Below are 21,830 nucleotides of genomic sequence, written 5' to 3'. Positions count from 1 at the left end.
CGCGCCTACGACCTCTCGCCGAGATTCAGCCCGCGTGACCTTGCACGTTCGAATCGGGCAGCGGGGCCCCAGCACTTGCATCCCACCTCCAGCCGCCGGCTGAACATCGGACGTAGGCGTCACACCGCAGCGCAGATCGTCTCGGTTCCGGCATCGCCGACGCCATCGAGTAGCCTGCGTAGTCGCCTGCGGCCACGGGAAAGCTGCGACGCCACGGTCCCCCTTGGGGTGTTCATAATCGCCGCGATCTCCTGGTAACGCAGACCCTCGACGTCCGCGTAATACACCACGTTGCGAAGGTGCTCCGGCAGTGCCTGCATCGCCGTCTTGATCTCGTTATCCTCCAAGGAATCTAGCGCCTGGTCTTCGGCGGAGCGCAGCTGCGCCGGCGCAGACCGGGAGTACGTATCTACCAAACGTTGCTCGGTCACCTCTTCGGTGGAGTACTGCACAGGTCGACGCCGCTTCGTGCGATAACCATTGATGTAGCTGTTTTTCAAGATTCGCGCCAGCCAGGCGTGCATGTTGGTATCACGCTGGAAGGAATGGAAGCCCGCGTACGCCTTCATCATGGTTTCCTGCACCAGGTCCTCAGCGTCCGCATGATTCCGGCTCATACGAAACGCATTGCGGTATAGGATATTCCGTAGGGGCAGCACCTCCTGTTCAAACCGTGCAGTCAACTCCGTCACTTTCAGGTCATCGGCACGGAAGTCGCACTCGGCGGGTTTGAGTAGCGTGATGTCGGCTGGGGTGTATATCGGGTCTCCGCTGCCGATCGGTCGCGCGGGCAGGTGTTGCGTCGTCACGCTGCCAGCCAGTTGTACAGGGCCTCGAACGTTTCCCGTGCGGCTTTGGTGTCGCTGCGGATCTGGAAGGCCTGCACGCCCTGGACGAAGCCGAGGATCACCAGTGACACGCCGGAAACGAGGATAAGCACGATGACGGAATCGAACGGCCAAGCAAGCACGATGCCGCCGGCGATCATGGACAGGATGCCAAGTACGCCATACCAGCTCCGCCCGGGCAAGTCCCGCTCGCTCAGCGCAACCGCACTCTCGGAAACACCCCGGAGGATCAAACCAGTTCCCATCCATACGGACAGGAGTAGAACGGCATAATCCTCGCCGAAGTGGCGGAAGGACAATATCGCCAAGGCAAGCGACAGCGCGCCAGTGAGAAACAGCATGAGGCGTGTGGCTGCGGATGGGGGCAATGTAAATGCCAAAAACAGTTCTGCGAATCCGCTCATCAGCAGGTAGACGCCAAACATGGTTGAGGCAACAAGGATTGTGGGACCGGGCCATAGCAGTACCATCGCGCCCAAGACGGTGGTCAGGACGCTCGCTACCAGCGCGCCCTTCCACAGCTGCTGATCGAGACCGCCGTTCATGATGCTCCTTATTTTGTGCGCGGCTGATGATTTTGTTGCCGCCCTTACATTTCCGACCAATGCGTCGATCGTCATTCCATCGGACGCCAATGTCGATGTATTTTCAGACACCACAGACCACACAGCGGTGTTGCCGCCGCCATAGCCACAGGCGCACCTAGCCCGCACACAGCCGCATGACGATGCGCCCCGAGCGGCGTCCGACGGGCGTCGTTTGGTTCTACAGCGCTCAGTTCCTCGGGGACTGGTTCGGCAGCCCGGTGAACGTGGCGAGCCGGGTAACGGGCCTACTGGTCGAGCAGCTGCAGCGATACATCCCAGAGCTGTTCGGCGGTCTGCGGGTCAAGAGCATAGGCAGCCACACCCTGTTGGCGCTCATGGCCGATCTGGGGATCCACGACCGGTGCTTGCTGGCAATTCTCGAAGTATCGGCCACCGATGCCGTCCAGTAGCGGCGAGGTCGCCACGAACACCGACGTTGCGGCGCCTTCTGGGACCGTCTTCCAGTCGTAGTTGCGGTCGATCTCCTCCCATTCGGGGCCCGACTGATGCTGCTGCAGATTGGTCCGGATGCCCCCGGGCATCACCGCGTTGGCGGTGATACCGTCGGTGGCCCAGCGGCGAGTCGCCTCCACCGCAAAAAGCACGATCGCGGTCTTTGACTGTCCATAGGCCAGCCACGGGTCGTAAGGCCTTCGGTCGAACTGCAGATCATCGAGAACAACCGGCGAAAAGAAGTGGCCACTCGACGTCAATGCCACGACCCTGGCTGGCGCACCCTCGGACAGCGCGTCGTGTAGCCCGACCGACAACCCGAAATGCCCCAGGTAGTTGGTGGCGAATTGGTGTTCCCATCCCTCCGCGGTGCGCCGTAGCGGCTCTGCCATGACGCCGGCGTTGTTGACCAGGATGTGCAGCGGGCCACGCCATCTTTCGACGAATGCTCGCACCGAGGCGCGGTCGGCCAGCTCCAGCGGCTCGACCGTGATATTGGAGTTCCCGGTCTGCTCTTCGATTACCGCGGCGACCTGGCGACCCGCGTCAAGGTTGCGCACGGCCAAACACACTTGGGCACCCGCCGAAGCCAGCGCGCGGGCGGTCTCAGTGCCGATCCCCGAACTGGCGCCGGTGACCACCGCGCGATGTCCTGACAGGTCAATGCCCGCGATGACGTCGTCGGCGGTGGAGTGTCGGGAGAACTTACTGCTGATCAACTCGCTCGATGTCACGTTGCCTCCTTCAAAGACCGTCCGTATACCGTATACCAAATTCGGTAACACCGCAGTAGCCGGCATGGCCCGGAGATGAACCTTCCAAGCGCAGCGGCCACATCGGTGGGTTTGCTCCGTACGCAGTGGACCACGCCAACGCCGATCGTCTGTGGCGGATCTCCCTCGAACTCACTCAATAACGCCGCGAACGCTCGATGACTGTCTCCTGCGTCGCGAGATCATCGCCGATGAGGCCGAAACCCGCGCGCGCAGAACCGGATTACAACCGGGCTAAGCGCACCCGGATATCGGCGACAACACCGACGCTCGATCGACGGTGTACTGCACGACATCGACGGCTGTCACTGCGATCGCGACGATTGAGAACACCACAACAACAGTCCGGCAGCCGGACGTCGTCGACGACGGCAGGCACGGCATCGCACATCGGCAACGCCGCGCCGGCGAGCGGGCAAGCCACGGCCGACTCAGGCCGGAAAGGAGGTCTGCCTGGCATTCGCGCAGCCGGTCATCGGAGCCAGCGGCCACTGGTCGCGGGTGCTCGCGGCGGCGACGGTGCCTGCGAATGTTGTTAGATCCATTCCTTTTTCGCCCGAGCAGTCCCGGCAAATTTGGCTTGGCAGCCGGGCAGGTTCAGCCAGCGACTCGATGTATACGACTGTGACGGCGATCCTCCGCTTCTGAAAGGCACAGCACACTCACCATGGACATCAAAGGAAAGACCGTCATCGTCGCCGGGGCCACCTCGGGCTTAGGCCTGGCGGTAGCCCACGACTTCGCCGCGCGTGGCGCCAACGTCGTGCTGATTGGACGGCGCGGCGAGCTCGCCGCCCAACTCGCCGGCGAGATCGGCGAGGCGGCGCTTGGCGTGGGCGCCGACATCGCGGACCCCGAACAAGTCGCCGCCGCGATCAGTTCTGCGCTGGAAAGGTTCGGCAGGATCGACATCAATATCAATACCGCCGGCATCCAGGGTTTCGTGCCGCTGGTGGGCGCCGACGGCGCCCCGACTGACGTGGCCGAGTTCACCCGGATGTGGACCATCAACGTCGCGGGCACCTTCAACATGATGAGCCGGGCTGCGGCAGTGATGTTGACCAACGAGCCCGACGCTGACGGCGAGCGTGGCGTCATCGTCAACACGTCGTCGGTCGCCGGCGAGGACGGCACCACCGGCATGCTGGGCTACGCGGCCACCAAGGCCGCTCTCATCGGCATGACGCTACCGGCGGCGCGCGAATTCGCCGGCCGCGGCATCCGGGTCAACACCATCGTGGCCGGCGGTTTCGACACCCCGATCCTCGACGTCACCGGGCGTGCGGCGGCAGCCAGCCAGATTAAGTTCTTCGCCAACCCTCATCGGCTTGGCAAGCCCGAAGAATTCGCGGCGCTGTGCGCACATATCGCCGAAAACGGCTTCTACAACGCCGGCACCCCGCGCCTCGACGCTGGCTATCGCGTCCCGCTGTGACCCTGTGGTGCCGGGACCAAAAACCCGGCACCACAACCGGTCTGCGCTCTGCGTTGGCTACATCAGCCGGCGATGCACTTCTAACGCGAGACTCAGTTCGATGACATCGCGCGGGCGAGACAGGGAACGGCCGGTCCGTTCCTCGATGCGACGCAACCGTTTACGCACCGTATTGGGATGACAGGACAGCACCTCGGCGCTCGCGCTCATCGATGCATCGTTGTCCACCCACACGCGGAAGGTGTCAAACAGCCTGTCACGCACCTGGTCGGGCAGGTCATGGAAACCATCCAGAACGACCGCGGCCGATTTCACCATGGCCCTCGGAGCGCTGACCGCGGCGGTGGCCAACATGGACCCATCGAACACCGCGACCTTCGCGTCAGCCAGATCGTGGCCGCGCAGCGAAACCTTGGCGAAGTGCAACGCGATGGGTGTATCGCGCAAGTCGTCGAAGCAGGCACTGACACCAATGCGACGGGTGGCCATCCGCGTCAACAACGCGATCAGATTTTCGCGATGGCGCTCGGAGGCGACGTGGGCAACCCCCACCTGCAGATCGGGTAGCCGCCGCCACGCCGAGAACACATCGAGGCTGCGCAGCTTCGACCCGATATCGGGCAGTACCTCGTTTCCCACGCTGTCCAGTTCAGCGGCAATGACCGTGAACGGTCCTTCGGTGGGCAGTCGCAGGAAGTTGGCGATCTCCCACAGCCTCCACCGGTCGTGAGTGTGGCCGTGCAGCAGGGTGTCCATCATCAACGATCCCTGCGACATCTCCTCGATCACCTGCCGTTGGAGCTGGTCACGATAACCGGTGAACATCGCGGCGGTGAACAACTCCTCGGTCAGCTGCAGATTCGCGGTCATACCTTGCAGAATTTGCGCATCGACACTGGGATGTCGGGCCGCCTCGTCGACCAACACCTGCCAAAGGTGACGGAAGACAATGCGAATGCCTTCCATCACCGACGACACCGCCATCCTTTGCCGGGCGCGGTCGGCTCCCCCCACGGTTGCCGGTCGCGGATCGAACTGCGAGGGTGCCGCCATTCCCGCCACCAGCGACCGCACGTTCGCCAGACACGTCGCTCGCCCCTCGACTGGGGGCGGAATCCAGGCCGACTCTGATGCCTTGGGGGCAGCAGCAACGATCCGTACCAGGTCATCCACCAGCGTCTCAGCGCGTTCGGACAACGCCGTCACCAGACCGGCGCTGTGCTGCGACGGCACGCCGGCGACAGGCAACTGGGTCATCGTGCAGCTACTCGGGGTTGACCAGCCGCGATGCGCTGAGACACTGGCCCTAACCGCCCGAGTTCGGGGTGGTCAAGCGCGTCGGGACAGCTGCGGACATCAAACCGCTGGACGGCATCGGGACTCCTTTGTAGCGCTGCGAACTCGCGTAAACGTGGAAACCCGCCGCGCATGTATACCGTATCCTAACGGGCAGTTTTCGGGTGTGCCACCCAGCAGCCGATGCCTCGGATATCTGAGACCACGGGCAGCCGGTCGGGGTTTTGCGAAGTGTGGGCTACTCCCGTTGTTCAGACAGTGCTCCAGCCGCCGTCCGTCGGCAAGATCACGCCATTGACATTCGCCGAGTCGTCGGACAACAGCCACAGCAATGCTCGCGTCACCACCTCGGGCTCCACGATCGGGGTCGCCGTGGCTAGAGCGGCGGCGGTGCGTTCTTGGGCGTATTCGGACCGGAATGCGACTTCCATCCCCGTATGAACGCCGCCCGGCGCGACCGCGTTGGCCCGCACGCCAAGCGGGCCATAATAGAAGGCCACCGACTTGACGAACCCGTTGAGCGCGTGCTTTGAGGTGGTGTAGGCGGCGCCGGACATTGATGCACGCAGCCCAGCCTCCGATGACACGTAGGCCAGCGCGCCGCCACCGCCGCTGATCATCGCCGGCAGCACCGCGCGCGTCAGTCGCATCGGCACCGTGACGTTCAGATCGATCACGGTGTGCCACGTCGTGTCGTCTATCTCGGCGGCCGGCAGCCAGCCGTCGTAAATTCCGGCAACACTGACCAGCCCGTCCACCCGGGAACCCGCGGCGGCTACGACGCGGTCCACGACCGCCTGATCGGTGAGATCCCCGGCAATGGCGACCAGCCGCTCGGTGCCTGCCTGTTCGCTCAATGACTGCAGGCGGTCGGGTGCCACCTCAGCGGCGACGACGGTGGCGCCTTCGACGAGCAGGCCCAAAACGGTCGCCCGACCGATGCCGGCGCCCGCCCCCGTCACCACGATCGTGCGTCCGGCGAAGCGCGTACCGGAGGTTGCCGGATGCGCGGACGGAGTCAGGCTCGTGGTGCTGGGCTCGCTACCGAATTGCATTGACTTGATCTCTCTTTCGGGTTTCTGGTGATGGCCTGCATTGGTTATGTCCAGCGTGGACGGTGGTCAGCTGCCCGGCGGGTACGCGAGCGCCATCGTGGCGATGGCTCCGCCGTCCACCAGCAGGTCGGCACCTGTGATGAACGAGGCCGACGGGCTGAGTAAAAAGTCCGCCGCCGCGGCGATCTCTTCGGCCGTACCCATCCGGCCGGCAGGCGAGCCGGCGATAAGTTGGTGCACTAGCTGCTGGTCGGCACCGGTGAGTTCGGCGCGCCCCATCGCCGTCGCGATGACGCCGGGACTGACCGAGTTGACCCGGGCTGAACGTTCGCCCCACTGGGGAACCGCTGCGCGCACCCTCAGTTGGGTGGCGAGCTTGGCGAATTGATACGCGGTGGCCCGGTCGTGATAGCGGTCGGTGTTCAACAACGGCGAAGCAATCAGCTCTCGCGCCGGCAGCGTCATCAGGGCCCACTCATCAGCCGGCGATAACACCCGTCCGTACATGTGGCCGGCGTTGCTCGCTATCACGACCGCAGCCCCACCGGACTGTACGTGCGCACCGAATTCCTCCAAGACCAGTGCAGGTCCGACAGCGTCCACGGCGAGAATCTGCTCAATTGGGGCCTGCGCGGGTGACACACCGGCGGTGTGAACAACGCGGGTGATCGGGCCAAGCGCCGACGCGGTGTTGGCGAGTTCGGCCACCGACTCCGGTGAGGTCACGTCGGTGGCTTTGGCATGGGCGTCGAAGCCATCGGCGACGAGCTGCGCAACGCAGTCGTCTAGCGACTCGGCGGAGACGTCGGCGATCAGCAGCCTCGCATCCGCCCCAAGCCGACGACTGATCGCGCGACCCATCCCCCCGTATCCGATCACCACGGTGACGTTCTTGCGCACTTTCACGTTCCCTTACCGCAGTGCGCGGGTCCTTGTGATCCACACGGTGTCGTGGCACTGTATACAGTATATGGAATACATACAAGACTCATCCAAAACCCGGGAGGGTGATCAGCTTTGTCATCCCTGACGAATGTGTCGACCGTCGCCGACGACGGCATCCATCTCGGTGAGTCCCATTTCCACACCTTTGCTGCCCATGCCGCATTCGCCGAGTTGCGTCGCACCGATCCGGTGCACCTGTACCGGCCGCTGGACACCTGGATCCTGGCGAAATACCACGACATCCGCGCCGTGTCACGCGATTTCGACCGGTTCTCGGCGGCCCAGGGCATTGACGTGAACAGCATCCGCCTCGGCGAGCTCAGCTCGGCCGATATGTTCGGCAAGCGCGGCGACGAGTTCCTCGCCACGGTCGATCCGCCGCGCCACACCGAGCTCCGCAAAGCGCTTGCCCCCGCATTCACCGCGCGCGCGGTCAATGCTCGCGAAGCACGCATTGCCGCCTTTGCCGCCTCATTGGTCGATCAACTGCCCGACGGTGAACGCGTCGACTGGGTCACGATCGCCCAGCGACTCCCCATCATGGTCGGCCTCGACTTGCTAGGGCTCCCGCAGTCCGACGTCGATCAGGTTCGGCGCTGGAGCGAGTCGATGGAGCAGTTGTCTTACCCGCTGAGCGCCCAAGAGCTGCTTCAGGTGTACGAGGACTTCGCCCCACTCGGCGCCTATCTGGCCGAACACGTTGAGCACAAACGCCGCCATCCCGCCGATGACCTGATGACTTACCTGATCGCCGCCAGCTCCAACTCGACTGCCATCACGACGGACAACGTCCTGATGCTGTTGATCACCGTGTTGGGCGCCGGGAACGACACGATGCGCTCACTGCTGACCGGCATGGTCTTAACGCTCGCCGAGCACCCCGATCAACTGCGCCGGCTGGCCGCCGAGCCGAGCCTGGCCAGCGCCGCGGTCGAGGAATCGCTGCGCTGGATCACCCCGGCGCGCGGGTTCTTCCGAACGGTAGTTGTTCGGACCTCGCTCGGCGGGCAGATGCTGCATCCTGGACAACGGGTCTACCTTGCCTACGAATCGGCCAACCGCGACGAAGAAGTGTTCGACCGTGCCGACGTCTTCGACATCACGGCGATGCGTGGGCAGCACTCGTCGTTCGGATTCGGCACGCATGTCTGCATTGGTGCAGCCTTCGCGCGCCGCGAGGCGACCGCACTGCTGCACGAACTCGTGACGCGCTTCCCCAGCTTCGAGCAGACCGCCCCCGCCTCACCGATGATCAGCGTCCTACGCACTGGGTGGCACCACGCCCCGATGACCTTTCATGCCGCCCACTAAGCCATTCCGCTGCCCAGGCGGCTTCCGAATTGGCACAACCGCCCCTCCCCCAGCGACAGCGTGAAGGCGCCGAGCACAGCCATGACACTTGATACTCGCGAGCAACGCCGGCAACGTCGCATTGCCGAAATGTATGCCAGCGATCAACAATTCGCTGCGGCCCGGCCGAGCACCGCGGTCGCCGCAGCGATCAACAAGCCGGACTTGCCGTTGCATCAGATCGTGCGGGCGACCATGGAGGGCTACGCGGAGCGTCCCGCGCTGGGGCAGCGCGCAGTCGCATTCGTCCGCGATCCGGCCACCAGACGCACCTCGGCGCAGCTGCGGCCGCAATTCGACACCATCAGCTACGGCGAACTGTGGAAGCGCGCCGGCCAGATCGCAGCCGCACTAGCCAATACTGTCTCCGGCGGCGTGTGCTCGGGAGACCGCGTCTGCATGTTGGGCTTTGTCAGCATCGACTACGCCACCATCGACATCGCGTTGACCCAACTCGGCGCGGTGGCTGTTCCCCTTCAGGCCGGCTCCCCCGCGCATCAGTTGCAAGCGATCGTCGCCGAATGCGAGCCAACCACCATCGCCTGCAGCATGGACTATCTCGATGTCGGCGTCGAGCTGGTGTCCAGCCGGCCTACCCACACCCATTTGGTGGTCTTCGACTACCACTCCGAAGTCGACGACCATCGCGAAGCGTTGTGCGCCGCCGTTGAGGCGCTGGGCAATTCGGCTACCGTGGAGACGCTGGCGACCGTCCGCGCGCGCGGCGCGACCACCCGATCCGACCAGCCGATCCCGTCCGGCGATGCCGATCGCTTGGCGTTGCTGATCTACACCTCGGGCAGCACCGGAGCCCCGAAAGGGGCCATGTACCCGGCCCGTACGGTCGCCAATCTCTGGCGCTCGTCGGCCTTTTTCGCCAAGGAAACCGTCCCGTCGATAACGCTGAACTTCATGCCGATGAGCCACGGCGCAGCGCGCGGGGTCCTTTATGCAACCCTCGGCAATGGCGGAACCGCGTATTTCGTCGCCAAAAGCGACCTGTCCACTTTGCTCGACGATCTGGCCTTGGTGCGCCCGACCCAACTGAACTTTGTGCCGCGAATCTGGGACATGCTGTTGGATGGGTTCCGCGCTGAGCTGGACCGACGGCGTGTCAAGGACGCCGACACCGCAGCGGTGCAAGCCGAGGTGATCGCCGAACTTCGGCGGCTCCAGCTTGGCGGGCGGGTGTTGTCGGCGATGACAGGCTCGGCCCCAATCTCGGGCGAACTCAAAGAGTTTGTCGAATCGCTTCTCGACGCTGACCTCATCGACGGCTACGGCGCGACCGAGTGCGGCTTGCTGTTTGTCAACGGCCGCGCGTTGCGTCCACAGGTCATCGACTACAAACTCGTCGACGTGCCCGAATTGGGCTACTTCTCAACCGATCTCCCCCACCCGCGTGGTGAGCTCCTGGTGAAGACGCAGGTCATGTTTCCCGGTTACTACAAGCGCCCCGATGTGACCGCTGAGGTGTTCGATAGCGATGGCTACTATCGGACCGGAGACATTGTCGCCGCGACAGGGCCGGATCGGATCAGCTACGTCGACCGGCGAAACAACGTGCTGAAGCTGTCCCAGGGCGAGTTTGTGCCCGTCGCCAAGCTGGAGGCGGCGTTCACCAACAGCCCGTTTGTGCGCCAGCTTTACGTCTACGGAAACAGCGGCCGCCCTTACCTTTTGGCGGTGATCGTGCCCACCGACACCGCGTTGCAGCGATTTGACGCGGTCTCGTTGAAGCAGCAGATCAGTCGGTCGCTGCAAGAGGTTGCCAAAGCGGCGGCCCTGCAATCGTATGAGATTCCACGCGACTTCATCATCGAGCAGCAGCCCTTCACACTGGAAAACGGTCTGCTCACCGGACTGCGCAAGCTGGCGCGGCCCAAGCTGCGTGAGCGCTACGGCCAGGACTTGGAGCGGCTCTACGCCGAGCTGGCTGCCGCGCAGACCGGCGAGCTGCGCGAGCTGCGGCACGCTGTCGCCGACCGACCCGTCGTCGACACCATCGCCCGAGCCGCAGCAACACTGCTAGGCACCGCGACCGCCGAGTTGGGGCCCGACGTGCACTTTACCGACATCGGGGGAGATTCGTTGTCGGCGTTGACATTCGCCAAACTGCTCAATGACATCTTCGATGTGGATATCCCGGTCAGCGTCCTAGTCAGCCCGACCAGCGACTTGCGGGCGCTGGCCGACTACGTCGAGGACCAGCGGGCCTCGGGCGACAAACGTCCCGGCTTCGGCTCGGTGCACCCAGACAGTGCAGCCGAGGTGGCGGCGGCCGATCTTCGCCTTGAGAAGTTCATCGAGACCGCGGTGCTGACCGCAGCGACGTCGCAGCCTCGCCCACACGGTCAGGTGCGGACCGTGCTGCTCACCGGCGCCACCGGCTTCCTCGGCCGGTTCCTGGCCTTGGCCTGGTTGCAACGACTCGCCGCTGTCGACGGCACACTGATCTGCCTGGTGCGCGGTAAGGACGCTGCGGCCGCCCGCGCACGCCTCGACAACATCTTCGACGGCGGCGATCAACAGTTGCTGGCGCACTACCGAGGCCTGGCCGGGCGCCTCGAGGTCGTCGCAGGAGACAAAGCACAAGCCAACCTCGGCCTTGATCAACCGACCTGGCAACGCTTGTGTGCCACCGTTGATCTCATCGTCGACCCCGCGGCTCTGGTAAATCACGTCCTGCCCTACAGCCAGTTGTTCGGCCCTAACGTGGTGGGCACCGCCGAGCTGATCCGGCTCGCGCTCACCACCAGAATCAAGCCCTACAGCTATGTGTCGACGGGCGGCCTGGCCGATCAGATCGGCTCATCGGCGTTTGTGGAGGACGCCGACATCCGCCAGATCTGCCCGACTCGCAAACTTGATGACAGCTACGCCAACGGCTACGGAACCAGCAAGTGGGCCAGCGAAGTCCTGCTGCGCGAGGCACACGAGGCGTTCGGGCTGCCGGTCGCGGTGTTCCGCTGCGACATGATCCTCGCCGACACCCAATACGACGGTCAGCTGAACCTGCCGGATATGTTCACCCGTTTGATGCTCAGTCTCGTGGCCACCGGGCTGGCGCCCGCGTCGTTCTACGAAGTCGACTCGAGCGGCCAGCGCCAAAATGCCCATTACGACGGATTGCCGGTGGATTTCATCGCCGAGGCGATCTGCGTCCTTGGCGGACAATTGGTAAAGGGTCACGAAACCTATCACGTGATGAATCCCCATGACGACGGCATCGGACTCGACGAGTATGTCGATTGGCTTATCGACGCCGGATACGAGATCCGTCGGGTCGCCGACTTCGACCAATGGCGCGAGCGTTTCCAGCGCGCGTTGCATGCCCTGCCAGATCGCCAGCGCGACAACTCATTATTGCCCCTGATGCATGCCTACCGGCAGCCGCAGAAGCCCGTTCGAGGCTCGGTCGCTCCGGCGGGGCGGTTCCGTGCGGCGGTCGACGCCGCGCAGATCGGCTCTCTCGGCGGCATTCCGCACGTCACCGCGCCGATCATCGAGAAATACATCACCAACCTTGAGCTTCTCGGGCTGCTTTGACGCACCCCAGAACGTAGTCACTTGCCCGTACACGGTATCCCGTATACAGTTGGGTGATCCGTGGGGCGATCGTGGCGAAGAGGTAGCCGGTCGTCTCACGGCCACCAGCACATCGAGAGGTCACGGCCCACCGTGCAGCAGGCCGCCGCCGGCAACGGTGTCGAGGTGGGTGTGGTCTGGTGTCCCGACGACGAAGAGGCCGATTTCCAGAAATGCCGACACCCAAAGGCCACCAACACGACGTCGCACTCGACGAATTGGACTGCACATCGGGTCAGGCTTACCTCACCGGCACGGACATCCTGGCCAGACTGCCGGCCATTCAACGCAAGATCGACGCCGCTGCAGGTCACAGCACAGCCGGTTACGTTACGGGTTATCCAGGCTCTCCCCTGAGCGGACTGGACTCGCTGCTTCGCCAACAGCGGTCACAGTTGGCGGCGTTGGGCGTGCAGTTCAACCCGGCGATCAACGAAGACCTCGCCGCGACGGCGATCTGGGGTGCGCAAAACCTCAATACCGGCGGGGTGAGCACACGCTTCGACGGCGTGTTTGGCCTCTGGTACGGCAAGGGGCCCGGTGTCGAACGTTCGACCGACGCGATGCGCACCGCGAACTACTTCGGCACCGCACGCCTGGGTGGTGTGCTGGCGCTGGCAGGCGACGACCACGAGGCCCGCAGCACCGTGACCGCCCAACAAAGCGAAACGCTGTTTCTGCACATGGGCATGCCCATCCTGAGTCCGGCGACGTTGCAGGAATTCCTCACCTTCGGCCTGGCAGGGTGGGCGTTGTCGCGCTACAGCAAACTGTGGGTCGGCATGATCTGCCTCAACGACCTGGTCGACGCCGCGGCCACGATCGACCTCGGCCGTCTGCCAACGCTAGTCGTCCCGGAGGGCGACGAACCGCCCCCCATCCAGCTCGGTAAAGGCCTGCTGGAAATCGAAGACGATATCCGGCGTCGGCGCATTCCCGCGGTCGCTCGCTTCGCGCGCGCCAATGCCCTGAACCGGATCGCCATAGCTGGACCCGAACGTCGGGTCGGGATCGTTGTCGCCGGCAAGGCGTTTCTCGACGTGATCGACGCCCTGCAGCGGCTCGGACTGACCGAAAGCGCTGCGGCAGCAGCCGGTATTACCGTGTACAAGCTCGGCCTGGTGTGGCCCCTCGAAGAGGAGGGCGCCCTGGGGTTCATGCGGGGCCTCGACGAGGTCATCGTCGTCGAGCCCAAACACCCGCTGATCGAGGATCAACTCAACCGACTGGCAAACCGGCTGCCGGAATCACACCGACCACTAATCGTCGGCAAGTGCGATGAACGTGGCGCCCCGCTGGTGCCGGAGGTCAGCGGGATGAACGCCCAGATCGTCGCTACAGTGTTGCGGAATCGGTTGGAGCGCTTCGGTATTGGACTTCAGACCCGGGCCCCCGAGTCGCTGAAACTACGCACCTTGCCGCTCACCCCCGCCGGTGGAGGGCTGGTCCGAGCGGCGGGCTTTTGCTCGGGCTGCCCGCACAGCACCTCGATGCGGGTGCCCGAAGGGCACATGAATCTCGGCGGTACCGGTTGCCATGCGATGGCCACCATGCGCGAAATGCAAGGCCGCCAAACAGAAATCCTGCACCACATGGGCGGCGAGGGCGCCATGTGGGTCGGGATGTCGCCGTTCGCTGACCGCACCCATATGTTCCAAAACGTCGGCGATGGCACCTTTTCGCATTCCGGTTCGTTAGGGCTGCGCGCTGCGGTCGCGGCCGGGGTCAACATCACGTTCAAAATTCTGGTGAACGGCTTCATCGCGATGACGGGCGGCCAAGCCATTCCGGGCGACCTCGACACGTCCGCGATCAGCCGCCTCGCCCTTGCCGAGGGCGCGGCTAAGGTCGTAGTGGTCACCGAGGACCCTCGCCGGGTGCGCCGCCGCGGCGCTGTGCCGCGCGGAGTCAAGGTGGTGCACCGCAAGAAGTTTCTTCAGGTCGAGTCCGAGCTGGCCACGGTCCCTGGGGTGACCGTGTTGATCTACGACCAGGAATGCGCGGCCGAGCTGCGCCGGCACCGCAAACGCGGCCGGGCCGTTGACCCCGACAAACGGGCATACATCCACCCCGAGGTGTGCGAGGGCTGCGGTGACTGCAATGCGGTGTCGAATTGCATCTCGGTCGAACCGCTCGAAACGTCGCTGGGTCGAAAACGCCGGATCGACCAATCCTCGTGCAACAAGGACTTCAGCTGCGTCGACGGCTACTGCCCCAGCTTCGTGACTTTGTATGGGGCCACGCCACGTGTCCGGCAGGTGCCAGGAATCGAATCGCTGGGCGCGGAGCCGCCTTTGCCCGAACCGGTCCTGGCCGGCGAAAACCAGCCGACCTACGACATCGTGGTGGGCGGCATCGGCGGCAGCGGTGTGCTGACGATCGGCGCGATCATCGGCAGGGCCGCGTTCATCGAGGGCCGGTTCGTCTCGGTGCTCAACGAGACCGGGATGGCACAGAAAAACGGCAGCGTCCAAAGCCACGTCCGGATCAGCGCGCTCTCGGAAGCCCAACTGTCGCCGCGCGTTGCGCCCGGCGCGGCCGACCTGGTCATCGGCGGAGACATCGTGGTGGCCTCTGCCGCGTCGACCCTGGAACTCTACGACCCCGACCGCACCAGCCTGGTGGTCAACCGCGACGTCAAGCCCACCATCGCCTTCGCCGACAATCCCGACCTCAACCTCGCCGACCAACACATGCTCGACACCCTGCGCAGCGCCACAACCGGACGCTTCGAGGTCGTGGAAGCCAATGAGCTGGCGGTGGCCGCACTCGGTGATGAGATCTACTCCAACGTGCTGCTGATCGGCGTCGCCGCGCAGAAAGGACTGCTGCCCATCAGCGTCAAGGCGATCGAAGAAGCGATCAAACTCAACGGCGTCAGTGTCGAAAAGAATTTGCGGGCGTTGCGACTGGGACGCCTACTTGTCGTCGGCGACGGATCGCTCGATGCGGTGCGCACCGCCGTCGCCGCGCATCAGCCCAGCACCCAACCACCGTCAGTGGACGAGATCATCACTGACCGCACCGACAGGCTGGTGAGCTACCAAAACCGGGCATACGCCCAGCGTTACCGCGGCGTGGTCGATCAGGTCCGCGCCGCCGAGCAGCACATCGGGCGCCACGACGGCGAGCTGACCAGGGCGGTGGCCACCTACCTGTTCAAGCTGATGGCCTACAAAGACGAATACGAAGTGGCCCGGCTGTATAAGGACCCGTCGTTTAAGCAGCAGCTGCACAACGAGTTCGATGGCGATTTCCGCATCAAGGTAAACCTGGCGCCCCAGCTGCTGAACCCCCGTGATCCCTTGTCGGGCCGCGCGCGCAAATTCGAGTTGCCCTTCGGTGCCGTCCAGCCGGCATTCACCGTGCTCGCGGCTCTTCGCAGAGTACGTGGCACCTGGCTGGACGTCTTCGGCAAGACCGCACACCGGCGCGCGGAACGGCAGCGCATCGACGACTACGAGTGCCAAATCCTCAACCTGCTAGCCGATCTCAACGAACACAACTACGACGCGGCAGTCCAGATCGCGTCGGTGCCAGAGATGATCCGCGGCTACGACTCGGTCAAGGACCAATCGGCACAACGGGCGATGGCCGCACAGCAGCGCTACCTCGACGAATTCGCTAACGCGTCGATCCGGTGAGCAACCCCGCGCCGCACCAGTGCCGAAAGGAGCGACGGCCATCCCAAACCCGGTGACAATAGCCGACTTCCGGCAGATCGCCCGACGTCGGCTCCCCCAATTCGTGTTCGACTACGCCGACGGCGCCGCCGGCGATGAGACAACCATGCACCACAACCAGGATGCCTTCGCCCAGCTGCGGTTGTATCCGCGCCAGCAGGTCGACGTCAGCAAGCGCTCGACGGAGACCACCGTGCTTGGACGGCCGCTACCGATGCCGCTGCTGCTAGGACCCACCGGGCTGCAGCGCCTTGTGCACCGGCGCGCCGATCTCGAGGTGGCCCAGGCCGCCGGAGCCGCCGGCATTCCCTTCGTGGTAAGCGCGTCAACAGCATTCACCGTGGAGCAGATCGCCGACGCCGGCAGCGGAGATCTATGGTTGCAGGTCTATCCATGGCGGGACCGCAAGGCCCTTGAGCACGTGATCACCCGGGCCCTGGCGGCCGGATACTCGACCCTTGTGGTCACCGTCGACGTGCCGCTGCTGGGCCGCCGCGAGCGCGACATCCGCAACGGGATGAGCATTCCTCCCCGAATCACCCCGGCCAATCTCTATCAGGGCGCGCGCCACCCGCGCTGGGCAACTCATTTGCTGCGCGGACCTGAGATCACCTTCGTCAACTTCAAGACGCTCGCACCCAGCGCCAGGGGGATGGCACTGATGAAATGGGTTAATGACGAGCTGACCAACCCCGCGGCCCAGTGGAGCGAACTGCGTTGGCTGCGGCACCAGTGGCCCGGGCCGATGGTGGTCAAAGGCATCCTGACCGTCCAAGACGCCAACGCGGCGATCAACGAGGGAGCCGACGCGATCGTGGTATCCAACCACGGTGGGCGACAACTCGACGACACTCCCGCCACAGCCGACGTATTACCCCGGGTCGTTGACGCCGTCGGCGACCGCGCCGAGGTGCTCGTCGATGGCGGTATACGCCGGGGCGCGGACATCCTCAAGGCGCTGGCCCTCGGCGCCCGCGCGGTGCTGGTGGCCCGGCCCTATTGGTGGGGACTGGCCGCCGACGGCGCTCGCGGCGTGAGCGCCATCATCGACGTGTTCCGCACCGAATTCGATATGGCGATGGCGTTGGCGGGCCGGCCGACAATTGAGTCAATCGACCGCAGCCTGGTCTTTCCCGACGGGTGACCACGCAGCGGGCCCGGCGGGCAAACCCCGCCCAACCAGTCGTCGTCTGAACCCCATCCTGGGGGTCTGCCGAGGCACTATCGTTGCTTGACTGTCTCATGTCCCAAAGCGCAGTGTGGTGTAGCACACGTCCGAGGGCCCTGAGCGCAAGACAACGGAGGTCGCAGTGGCGAAACCGGGTGCCGAGCTGGCCAAGTTTCTGCGCATGAAACGTCAATTACTGCGACCGGAGATGCTCCTGCTCGACACGCAGCAACGGGCCTCCGCGGACTCTCTGCTACGCGCCGACGTCGCCACGGCGGTCGGGGTGCCCCTGGCCGACTACGAGCATCTGGAAAACGGAGCCGACAACCCCCCGTCCGAGCAGGTGCTGCGCGCACTGATCGAGGTCCTCGACCTCACTGACGACGAGGCCGCCGAGCTGGGCAGAATCATCGCCATCATGGGGGCCGGCAGCGGCGCGACGGTGCACCCGCAACTCATGGCGCTGTTGGACAGCTGGGAGCTGACCCCGGCCTTTATCTGTGACAAGCGACTCACCGTGCTGTCCTCAAACCCCATCGCCCGGGTGCTTTCGCCGATGTTCGACGGCGGCACCAACGTGCTGCGCGCAACGTATCTCGACGCCAACACCTACCGCATGATTCGCAACCCCGCCGCCGTCGAAGGAGTCGTCGCGGCGTGGGCCAGAAAGCTGACCGCCGAGGATCCCCCCGATGCGTCGTGGACTCGGATGATCAGCGACATCTCGCGGGAGCGACCGCAGTTTCGCGACGTGTGGGAAAGTGATGTCAACCCCGCGGGCGAGGGTAGCCTTCTGCTCGACCATCCCGCCGCAGGCAAGCTGGACCTGTACTACTGCCGGTTCCGCATCGAGGGCTGCGACGATCAATTTCTCGTGACGATGCAGGCCGACGGAATCCCCACCCAATGCGGCCTACGCGTGCTTAAAGAATTCGCGTCCAGGCACGACTCATCACCGCCCTGGTAGGTCTGACCAGGGGCGCACACCGTCAAGCCAGCGGCGACTTACCGGCCCGGATCTCCTCAAACACGGTGGGATCCAGCAATGTTGACGTGTCGCCGAGTTCGCGTCCCTCGGCGACGTCGCGCAGCAGGCGACGCATGATCTTGCCGCTGCGGGTCTTGGGCAGTTCGGGCACCACATGGATCTCACGCGGCCGGGCGATCTTGCCGATCTCCCTGGCGACCTGCTCGCGCAATTCGTCGACCATGTCGGCACCGCTGCGGTGTGCGTCGACGGTGAGCATGACGAACGCGCAGATGCCCTGGCCAGTGGTCTCGTCACTTGCGCCCACGACGGCGGCTTCGGCCACCCCGGAATGCGCGACCAACGCCGATTCCACCTCAGTCGTCGAGATCCGGTGGCCCGAGACGTTCATGACATCGTCGATGCGACCAAGCAGCCAGATCGAGCCGTCGGAGTCGACCCGGGCGCCGTCACCGGCGAAATACCAGCCCCTTTCGGCGTAGCGCGACCAGTACGTCTGCTTGTAACGGTCGGGGTCACCCCAGATGCCGCGTAGCATCGACGGCCACGGCTGATCCAGCACCAAGTAACCTGTGACGTGCTCGCCTTCGTCGGCGCCGGGCACTAGCTCGGTGCCCTCCTCGTCGACGACCTTCGCCGAGATCCCCGGCAGCGGCTTCATCGCCGAGCCCGGCCTGGCCGCGCTGACTCCGGGCAGCGGCGAGATCATGACGGCCCCGGTCTCGGTCTGCCACCAGGTATCGACAATCGGAGTTCGGTTGGCGCCCAGTGCATCCCGGTACCAGCGCCACACCTCAGGGTTGATCGGCTCGCCCACTGAGCCCAGCAGCCGCAGGCTGGACAAGTCATGCGCGTCGGGAAACTCCCGGCCCCACTTCATGAATGTCCGGACCAGCGTTGGTGCCGTGTAATAGATAGTGACACCGTACTTTTCGATCACTTCAAAGTGGCGGTGCTCGGTGGGCCACGCCGGTGTCCCCTCATAGACAACCTGGGTGGCACCGTTGGACAGCGGCCCGTACACGATGTAGGTGTGGCCGGTCACCCAGCCGATATCGGCCGTGCACCAGTACACGTCGGTTTGTGGCTTGATGTCGAACACGGTGGAATGCGTGTAGGACGCCTGCGTCAGGTACCCGCCGCAGGTGTGCATGATGCCTTTGGGCTTACCGGTGGTCCCCGATGTATACAGCAGGAACAGCGGATGCTCGGCGTCGAAGGCTTCGGCGGTGTGCTCGCCGGCGGCCACCGCGACAGTGTCGTGCCACCACAGGTCGCGGCCCTGCGTCCACGGTGTTTCAATTCCCGTGCGCTGCACCACCAGCACGTGCTCGACGCAGTCTTGTCCTGCCACAGCCTCATCGACGGATGACTTCAGCGACGCCGCCTGCCCGCGTCGAAACTGGCCGTCGGTGGTGATCACGAGTTTGGCTTGGGCATCTGCGATCCGGGCCTTCAGCGCCGTCGCCGAGAACCCCGCGAACACCACGCTGTGCATCACACCCATCCGCGCACAAGCCAGCATCGAGATGATGGCTTCGGGCACCATCGGCATGTAAATCGCGACCCTGTCCCCGGCGACCAGCCCCAGATCCGTTAACGCGTTGGCGGCCTTGCACACCTGGGCCAGTAGCTCCGAATAGGTGATCGCGCGGCTGTCGCCGACCCGTTCGCCTTCCCAGTAGATCGCCACCCGACCCCCGTTTCCGGCTTCGACGTGGCGATCAACACAGTTGTAGGCGACGTTGAGCTTGCCTCCGATAAACCAGCGGGCGAACGGGGCCTCAGACCAGTCCAGCACCTCGGCGAACGGCGTGTCCCAGGACAGCCGATTGGCCTGCTCGGCCCAAAAGGCCAGTCGATCCTGCTCGGCCTGGCGGTAGAGGTCGTCGGTGGCGTTGGCCTGCGCGGCAAACGCCGAAGGCGGCGGGTAGGCCGACGGGACCGCGGCGTGCGTCTCGGACACAGTCTCGGACATACAAGTGGGCCTTTCAACTCGACTACTGTTCAGGATTCGTGCGCGGGTGCTTGAGCCAGGCCTGCTCCGGCTAACCCGACTTGCCAGCATCACCCGCAGATACTAGGATATCCTAGTAACCCAGTCGCTCCTTCTTGTGCATTCGAGGACACCCAATGACCACACAGATCCCGCACTTCATCGATGGGAAGCGCATCGCGGGCCAATCCACCCGTACCGCTGATGTCTTCAACCCCAGCACCGGTCAGGTGCAGGCGAAAGTTCCGATGGCCTCGTCGGCTGACGTCGACGCTGCGGTGGCCTCCGCCGTCGAGGCCCAAAAGGACTGGGCCGCATGGAATCCGCAGCGGCGCGCGCGGGTGATGATGCGATTCGTCGAGCTGGTCAACGACCACAACGATGAGCTGGCCGAGCTGCTGTCCCTTGAGCACGGCAAGACGGTGGCCGATGCGCGCGGCGACATCCAGCGCGGTATCGAGGTGATCGAGTTTTGCATCGGGATCCCGCACCTGCTCAAAGGCGAGTACAGCGAAGGCGCCGGTCCGGGCATCGACGTGTACTCGTTGCGCCAGCCCCTGGGCGTGGTCGCCGGGATCACCCCGTTCAACTTCCCGGCGATGATCCCGCTGTGGAAGGCCGGTCCCGCCCTCGCTTGCGGAAATGCGTTCGTGCTCAAGCCTTCTGAGCGTGACCCGTCGGTCCCGGTGCGGCTGGCCGAGCTATTCATCGAGGCCGGCCTGCCGGCCGGCGTATTCCAGGTCGTGCACGGCGACAAGGAGGCCGTCGACGCCATCTTGAACCACCCCGACATCAAAGCGGTCGGCTTCGTCGGCAGCTCCGACATCGCCCACTACATCTACTCGACTGCCGCAGCCAACGGCAAGCGCGCGCAATGCTTCGGCGGTGCCAAGAACCACATGATCGTGATGCCCGACGCGGACCTCGACCAGGCCGTCGACGCGCTGATCGGCGCCGGCTACGGCAGCGCCGGCGAACGCTGCATGGCGATATCCGTCGCGGTGCCGGTCGGCGAGCAAACCGCGGAACGGTTGCGCGCCAGGCTCGTTGAGCGGATCAACAACCTGCGGGTTGGCCACAGTCTTGATCCCAAGGCCGACTACGGCCCCTTGGTCACCGACGCCGCGCTAACCCGGGTGCGCGATTACATCGACCAGGGTGTGGCCGCGGGCGCAGACATTGTCATCGACGGCCGCGATCGAGCCAGCGACGACCTGGCATATGGCGACGCGAGTTTGGAAAGCGGCTTCTTCATTGGGCCGACCCTGTTCGACCACGTCACCCCCGACATGTCGATCTACACCGACGAGATCTTCGGACCCGTCCTGTGCGTGGTGCGGGCCCATGACTACCAGGAGGCGTTGCGGCTGCCGTCGGAGCACGAGTACGGCAACGGAGTGGCGATCTTCACCCGCGACGGCGACACCGCGCGCGATTTCATCTCACGAGTGCAGGTGGGCATGGTCGGTGTCAACGTGCCGATCCCGGTCCCGGTGGCCTATCACACCTTCGGCGGCTGGAAGCGCTCCGGCTTCGGTGACCTCAACCAACACGGTCCGGCGTCGATCCAGTTTTACACCAAGACCAAGACCGTCACGTCGCGGTGGCCATCCGGCATCAAAGACGGTGCCGAATTCGTCATCCCGACCATGAATTAGGGCTGGG

At 64.5% G+C, this 21,830-nt stretch carries 14 protein-coding genes; 7 read left to right on the top strand and 7 right to left on the bottom strand.

Annotated elements, in window-relative coordinates; translation table 11 throughout:
* Nucleotides 1-119 precede the first annotated feature (119 nt).
* From VNW74_RS29755 to VNW74_RS29745, 3 genes are all read right to left on the bottom strand, one after another.
* Nucleotides 120-743, bottom strand: a complete 624-nt coding sequence (locus tag VNW74_RS29755) for a sigma-70 family RNA polymerase sigma factor (protein WP_325683662.1) — start codon at nt 741-743, stop codon at nt 120-122.
* Between the two features lie 62 nt (nt 744-805).
* Complete coding sequence (locus VNW74_RS29750; RefSeq protein ID WP_325683601.1) at nt 806-1,468, bottom strand: HdeD family acid-resistance protein; 663 nt, start codon at nt 1,466-1,468, stop codon at nt 806-808.
* 212 nt (nt 1,469-1,680) lie between these two features.
* Nucleotides 1,681-2,622, bottom strand: coding sequence for an SDR family NAD(P)-dependent oxidoreductase (locus tag VNW74_RS29745; RefSeq protein ID WP_325683599.1), 942 nt, complete (start codon nt 2,620-2,622; stop codon nt 1,681-1,683).
* Between the two features lie 706 nt (nt 2,623-3,328).
* Here VNW74_RS29745 and VNW74_RS29740 point away from each other — a divergent pair.
* Nucleotides 3,329-4,096 (top strand): SDR family NAD(P)-dependent oxidoreductase, encoded by a 768-nt coding sequence (locus VNW74_RS29740; protein ID WP_325683597.1) that lies wholly within the window; start codon nt 3,329-3,331, stop codon nt 4,094-4,096.
* 57 nt (nt 4,097-4,153) lie between these two features.
* Here VNW74_RS29740 and VNW74_RS29735 read toward each other — a convergent pair whose 3' ends face one another.
* The 3 genes from VNW74_RS29735 to VNW74_RS29725 all read right to left on the bottom strand — a co-directional run bounded on the left by VNW74_RS29735 (nt 4,154) and on the right by VNW74_RS29725 (nt 7,347).
* Nucleotides 4,154-5,353: a helix-turn-helix domain-containing protein gene (locus tag VNW74_RS29735; protein ID WP_325683595.1), complete on the bottom strand. Its 1,200-nt coding sequence runs from the start codon at nt 5,351-5,353 to the stop codon at nt 4,154-4,156.
* 290 nt (nt 5,354-5,643) lie between these two features.
* Nucleotides 5,644-6,447, bottom strand: a complete 804-nt coding sequence (locus VNW74_RS29730) for an SDR family oxidoreductase (RefSeq protein WP_325683593.1) — start codon at nt 6,445-6,447, stop codon at nt 5,644-5,646.
* A 66-nt stretch (nt 6,448-6,513) separates the two neighbouring features.
* Complete coding sequence (locus VNW74_RS29725; protein ID WP_325683660.1) at nt 6,514-7,347, bottom strand: SDR family oxidoreductase; 834 nt, start codon at nt 7,345-7,347, stop codon at nt 6,514-6,516.
* A gap of 117 nt (nt 7,348-7,464) precedes the next feature.
* On the opposite strand from VNW74_RS29725, the gene VNW74_RS29720 reads away from it, so the two are divergent.
* The 5 genes from VNW74_RS29720 to VNW74_RS29700 all read left to right on the top strand — a co-directional run bounded on the left by VNW74_RS29720 (nt 7,465) and on the right by VNW74_RS29700 (nt 18,148).
* Nucleotides 7,465-8,703, top strand: coding sequence for a cytochrome P450 (locus VNW74_RS29720; protein ID WP_325683591.1), 1,239 nt, complete (start codon nt 7,465-7,467; stop codon nt 8,701-8,703).
* Between the two features lie 81 nt (nt 8,704-8,784).
* The gene (car, locus tag VNW74_RS29715; RefSeq protein WP_325683589.1) at nt 8,785-12,291 is read left to right on the top strand and encodes a carboxylic acid reductase; all 3,507 of its coding nucleotides are present in this window, start codon (nt 8,785-8,787) and stop codon (nt 12,289-12,291) included.
* 212 nt (nt 12,292-12,503) lie between these two features.
* The gene (locus tag VNW74_RS29710) at nt 12,504-15,974 is read left to right on the top strand and encodes an indolepyruvate ferredoxin oxidoreductase family protein (RefSeq protein ID WP_325683587.1); all 3,471 of its coding nucleotides are present in this window, start codon (nt 12,504-12,506) and stop codon (nt 15,972-15,974) included.
* Nucleotides 15,975-16,026: 52 nt separating this feature from the next.
* A complete protein-coding gene (locus VNW74_RS29705) occupies nt 16,027-17,157 on the top strand; it encodes an alpha-hydroxy acid oxidase (protein WP_325683585.1) in 1,131 nt (376 codons plus the stop codon).
* Between the two features lie 166 nt (nt 17,158-17,323).
* Complete coding sequence (locus tag VNW74_RS29700; protein WP_325683583.1) at nt 17,324-18,148, top strand: helix-turn-helix transcriptional regulator; 825 nt, start codon at nt 17,324-17,326, stop codon at nt 18,146-18,148.
* Between the two features lie 22 nt (nt 18,149-18,170).
* Here VNW74_RS29700 and acs read toward each other — a convergent pair whose 3' ends face one another.
* On the bottom strand, nt 18,171-20,147 hold the full coding sequence (acs, locus tag VNW74_RS29695) for an acetate--CoA ligase (RefSeq protein WP_325683581.1): 1,977 nt from the start codon (nt 20,145-20,147) through the stop codon (nt 18,171-18,173).
* A gap of 155 nt (nt 20,148-20,302) precedes the next feature.
* On the opposite strand from acs, the gene VNW74_RS29690 reads away from it, so the two are divergent.
* Nucleotides 20,303-21,823, top strand: a complete 1,521-nt coding sequence (locus tag VNW74_RS29690; RefSeq protein WP_325683579.1) for a CoA-acylating methylmalonate-semialdehyde dehydrogenase — start codon at nt 20,303-20,305, stop codon at nt 21,821-21,823.
* Nucleotides 21,824-21,830: the final 7 nt, after the last annotated feature.

Source organism: Mycobacterium sp., from assembly GCF_035570115.1.
Taxonomy (GTDB): Bacteria; Actinomycetota; Actinomycetes; order Mycobacteriales; family Mycobacteriaceae; genus Mycobacterium.
The sequence above is the reverse complement of the archived record's forward strand: the minus strand, read 5'-3'. Positions and strand labels throughout refer to the sequence as shown.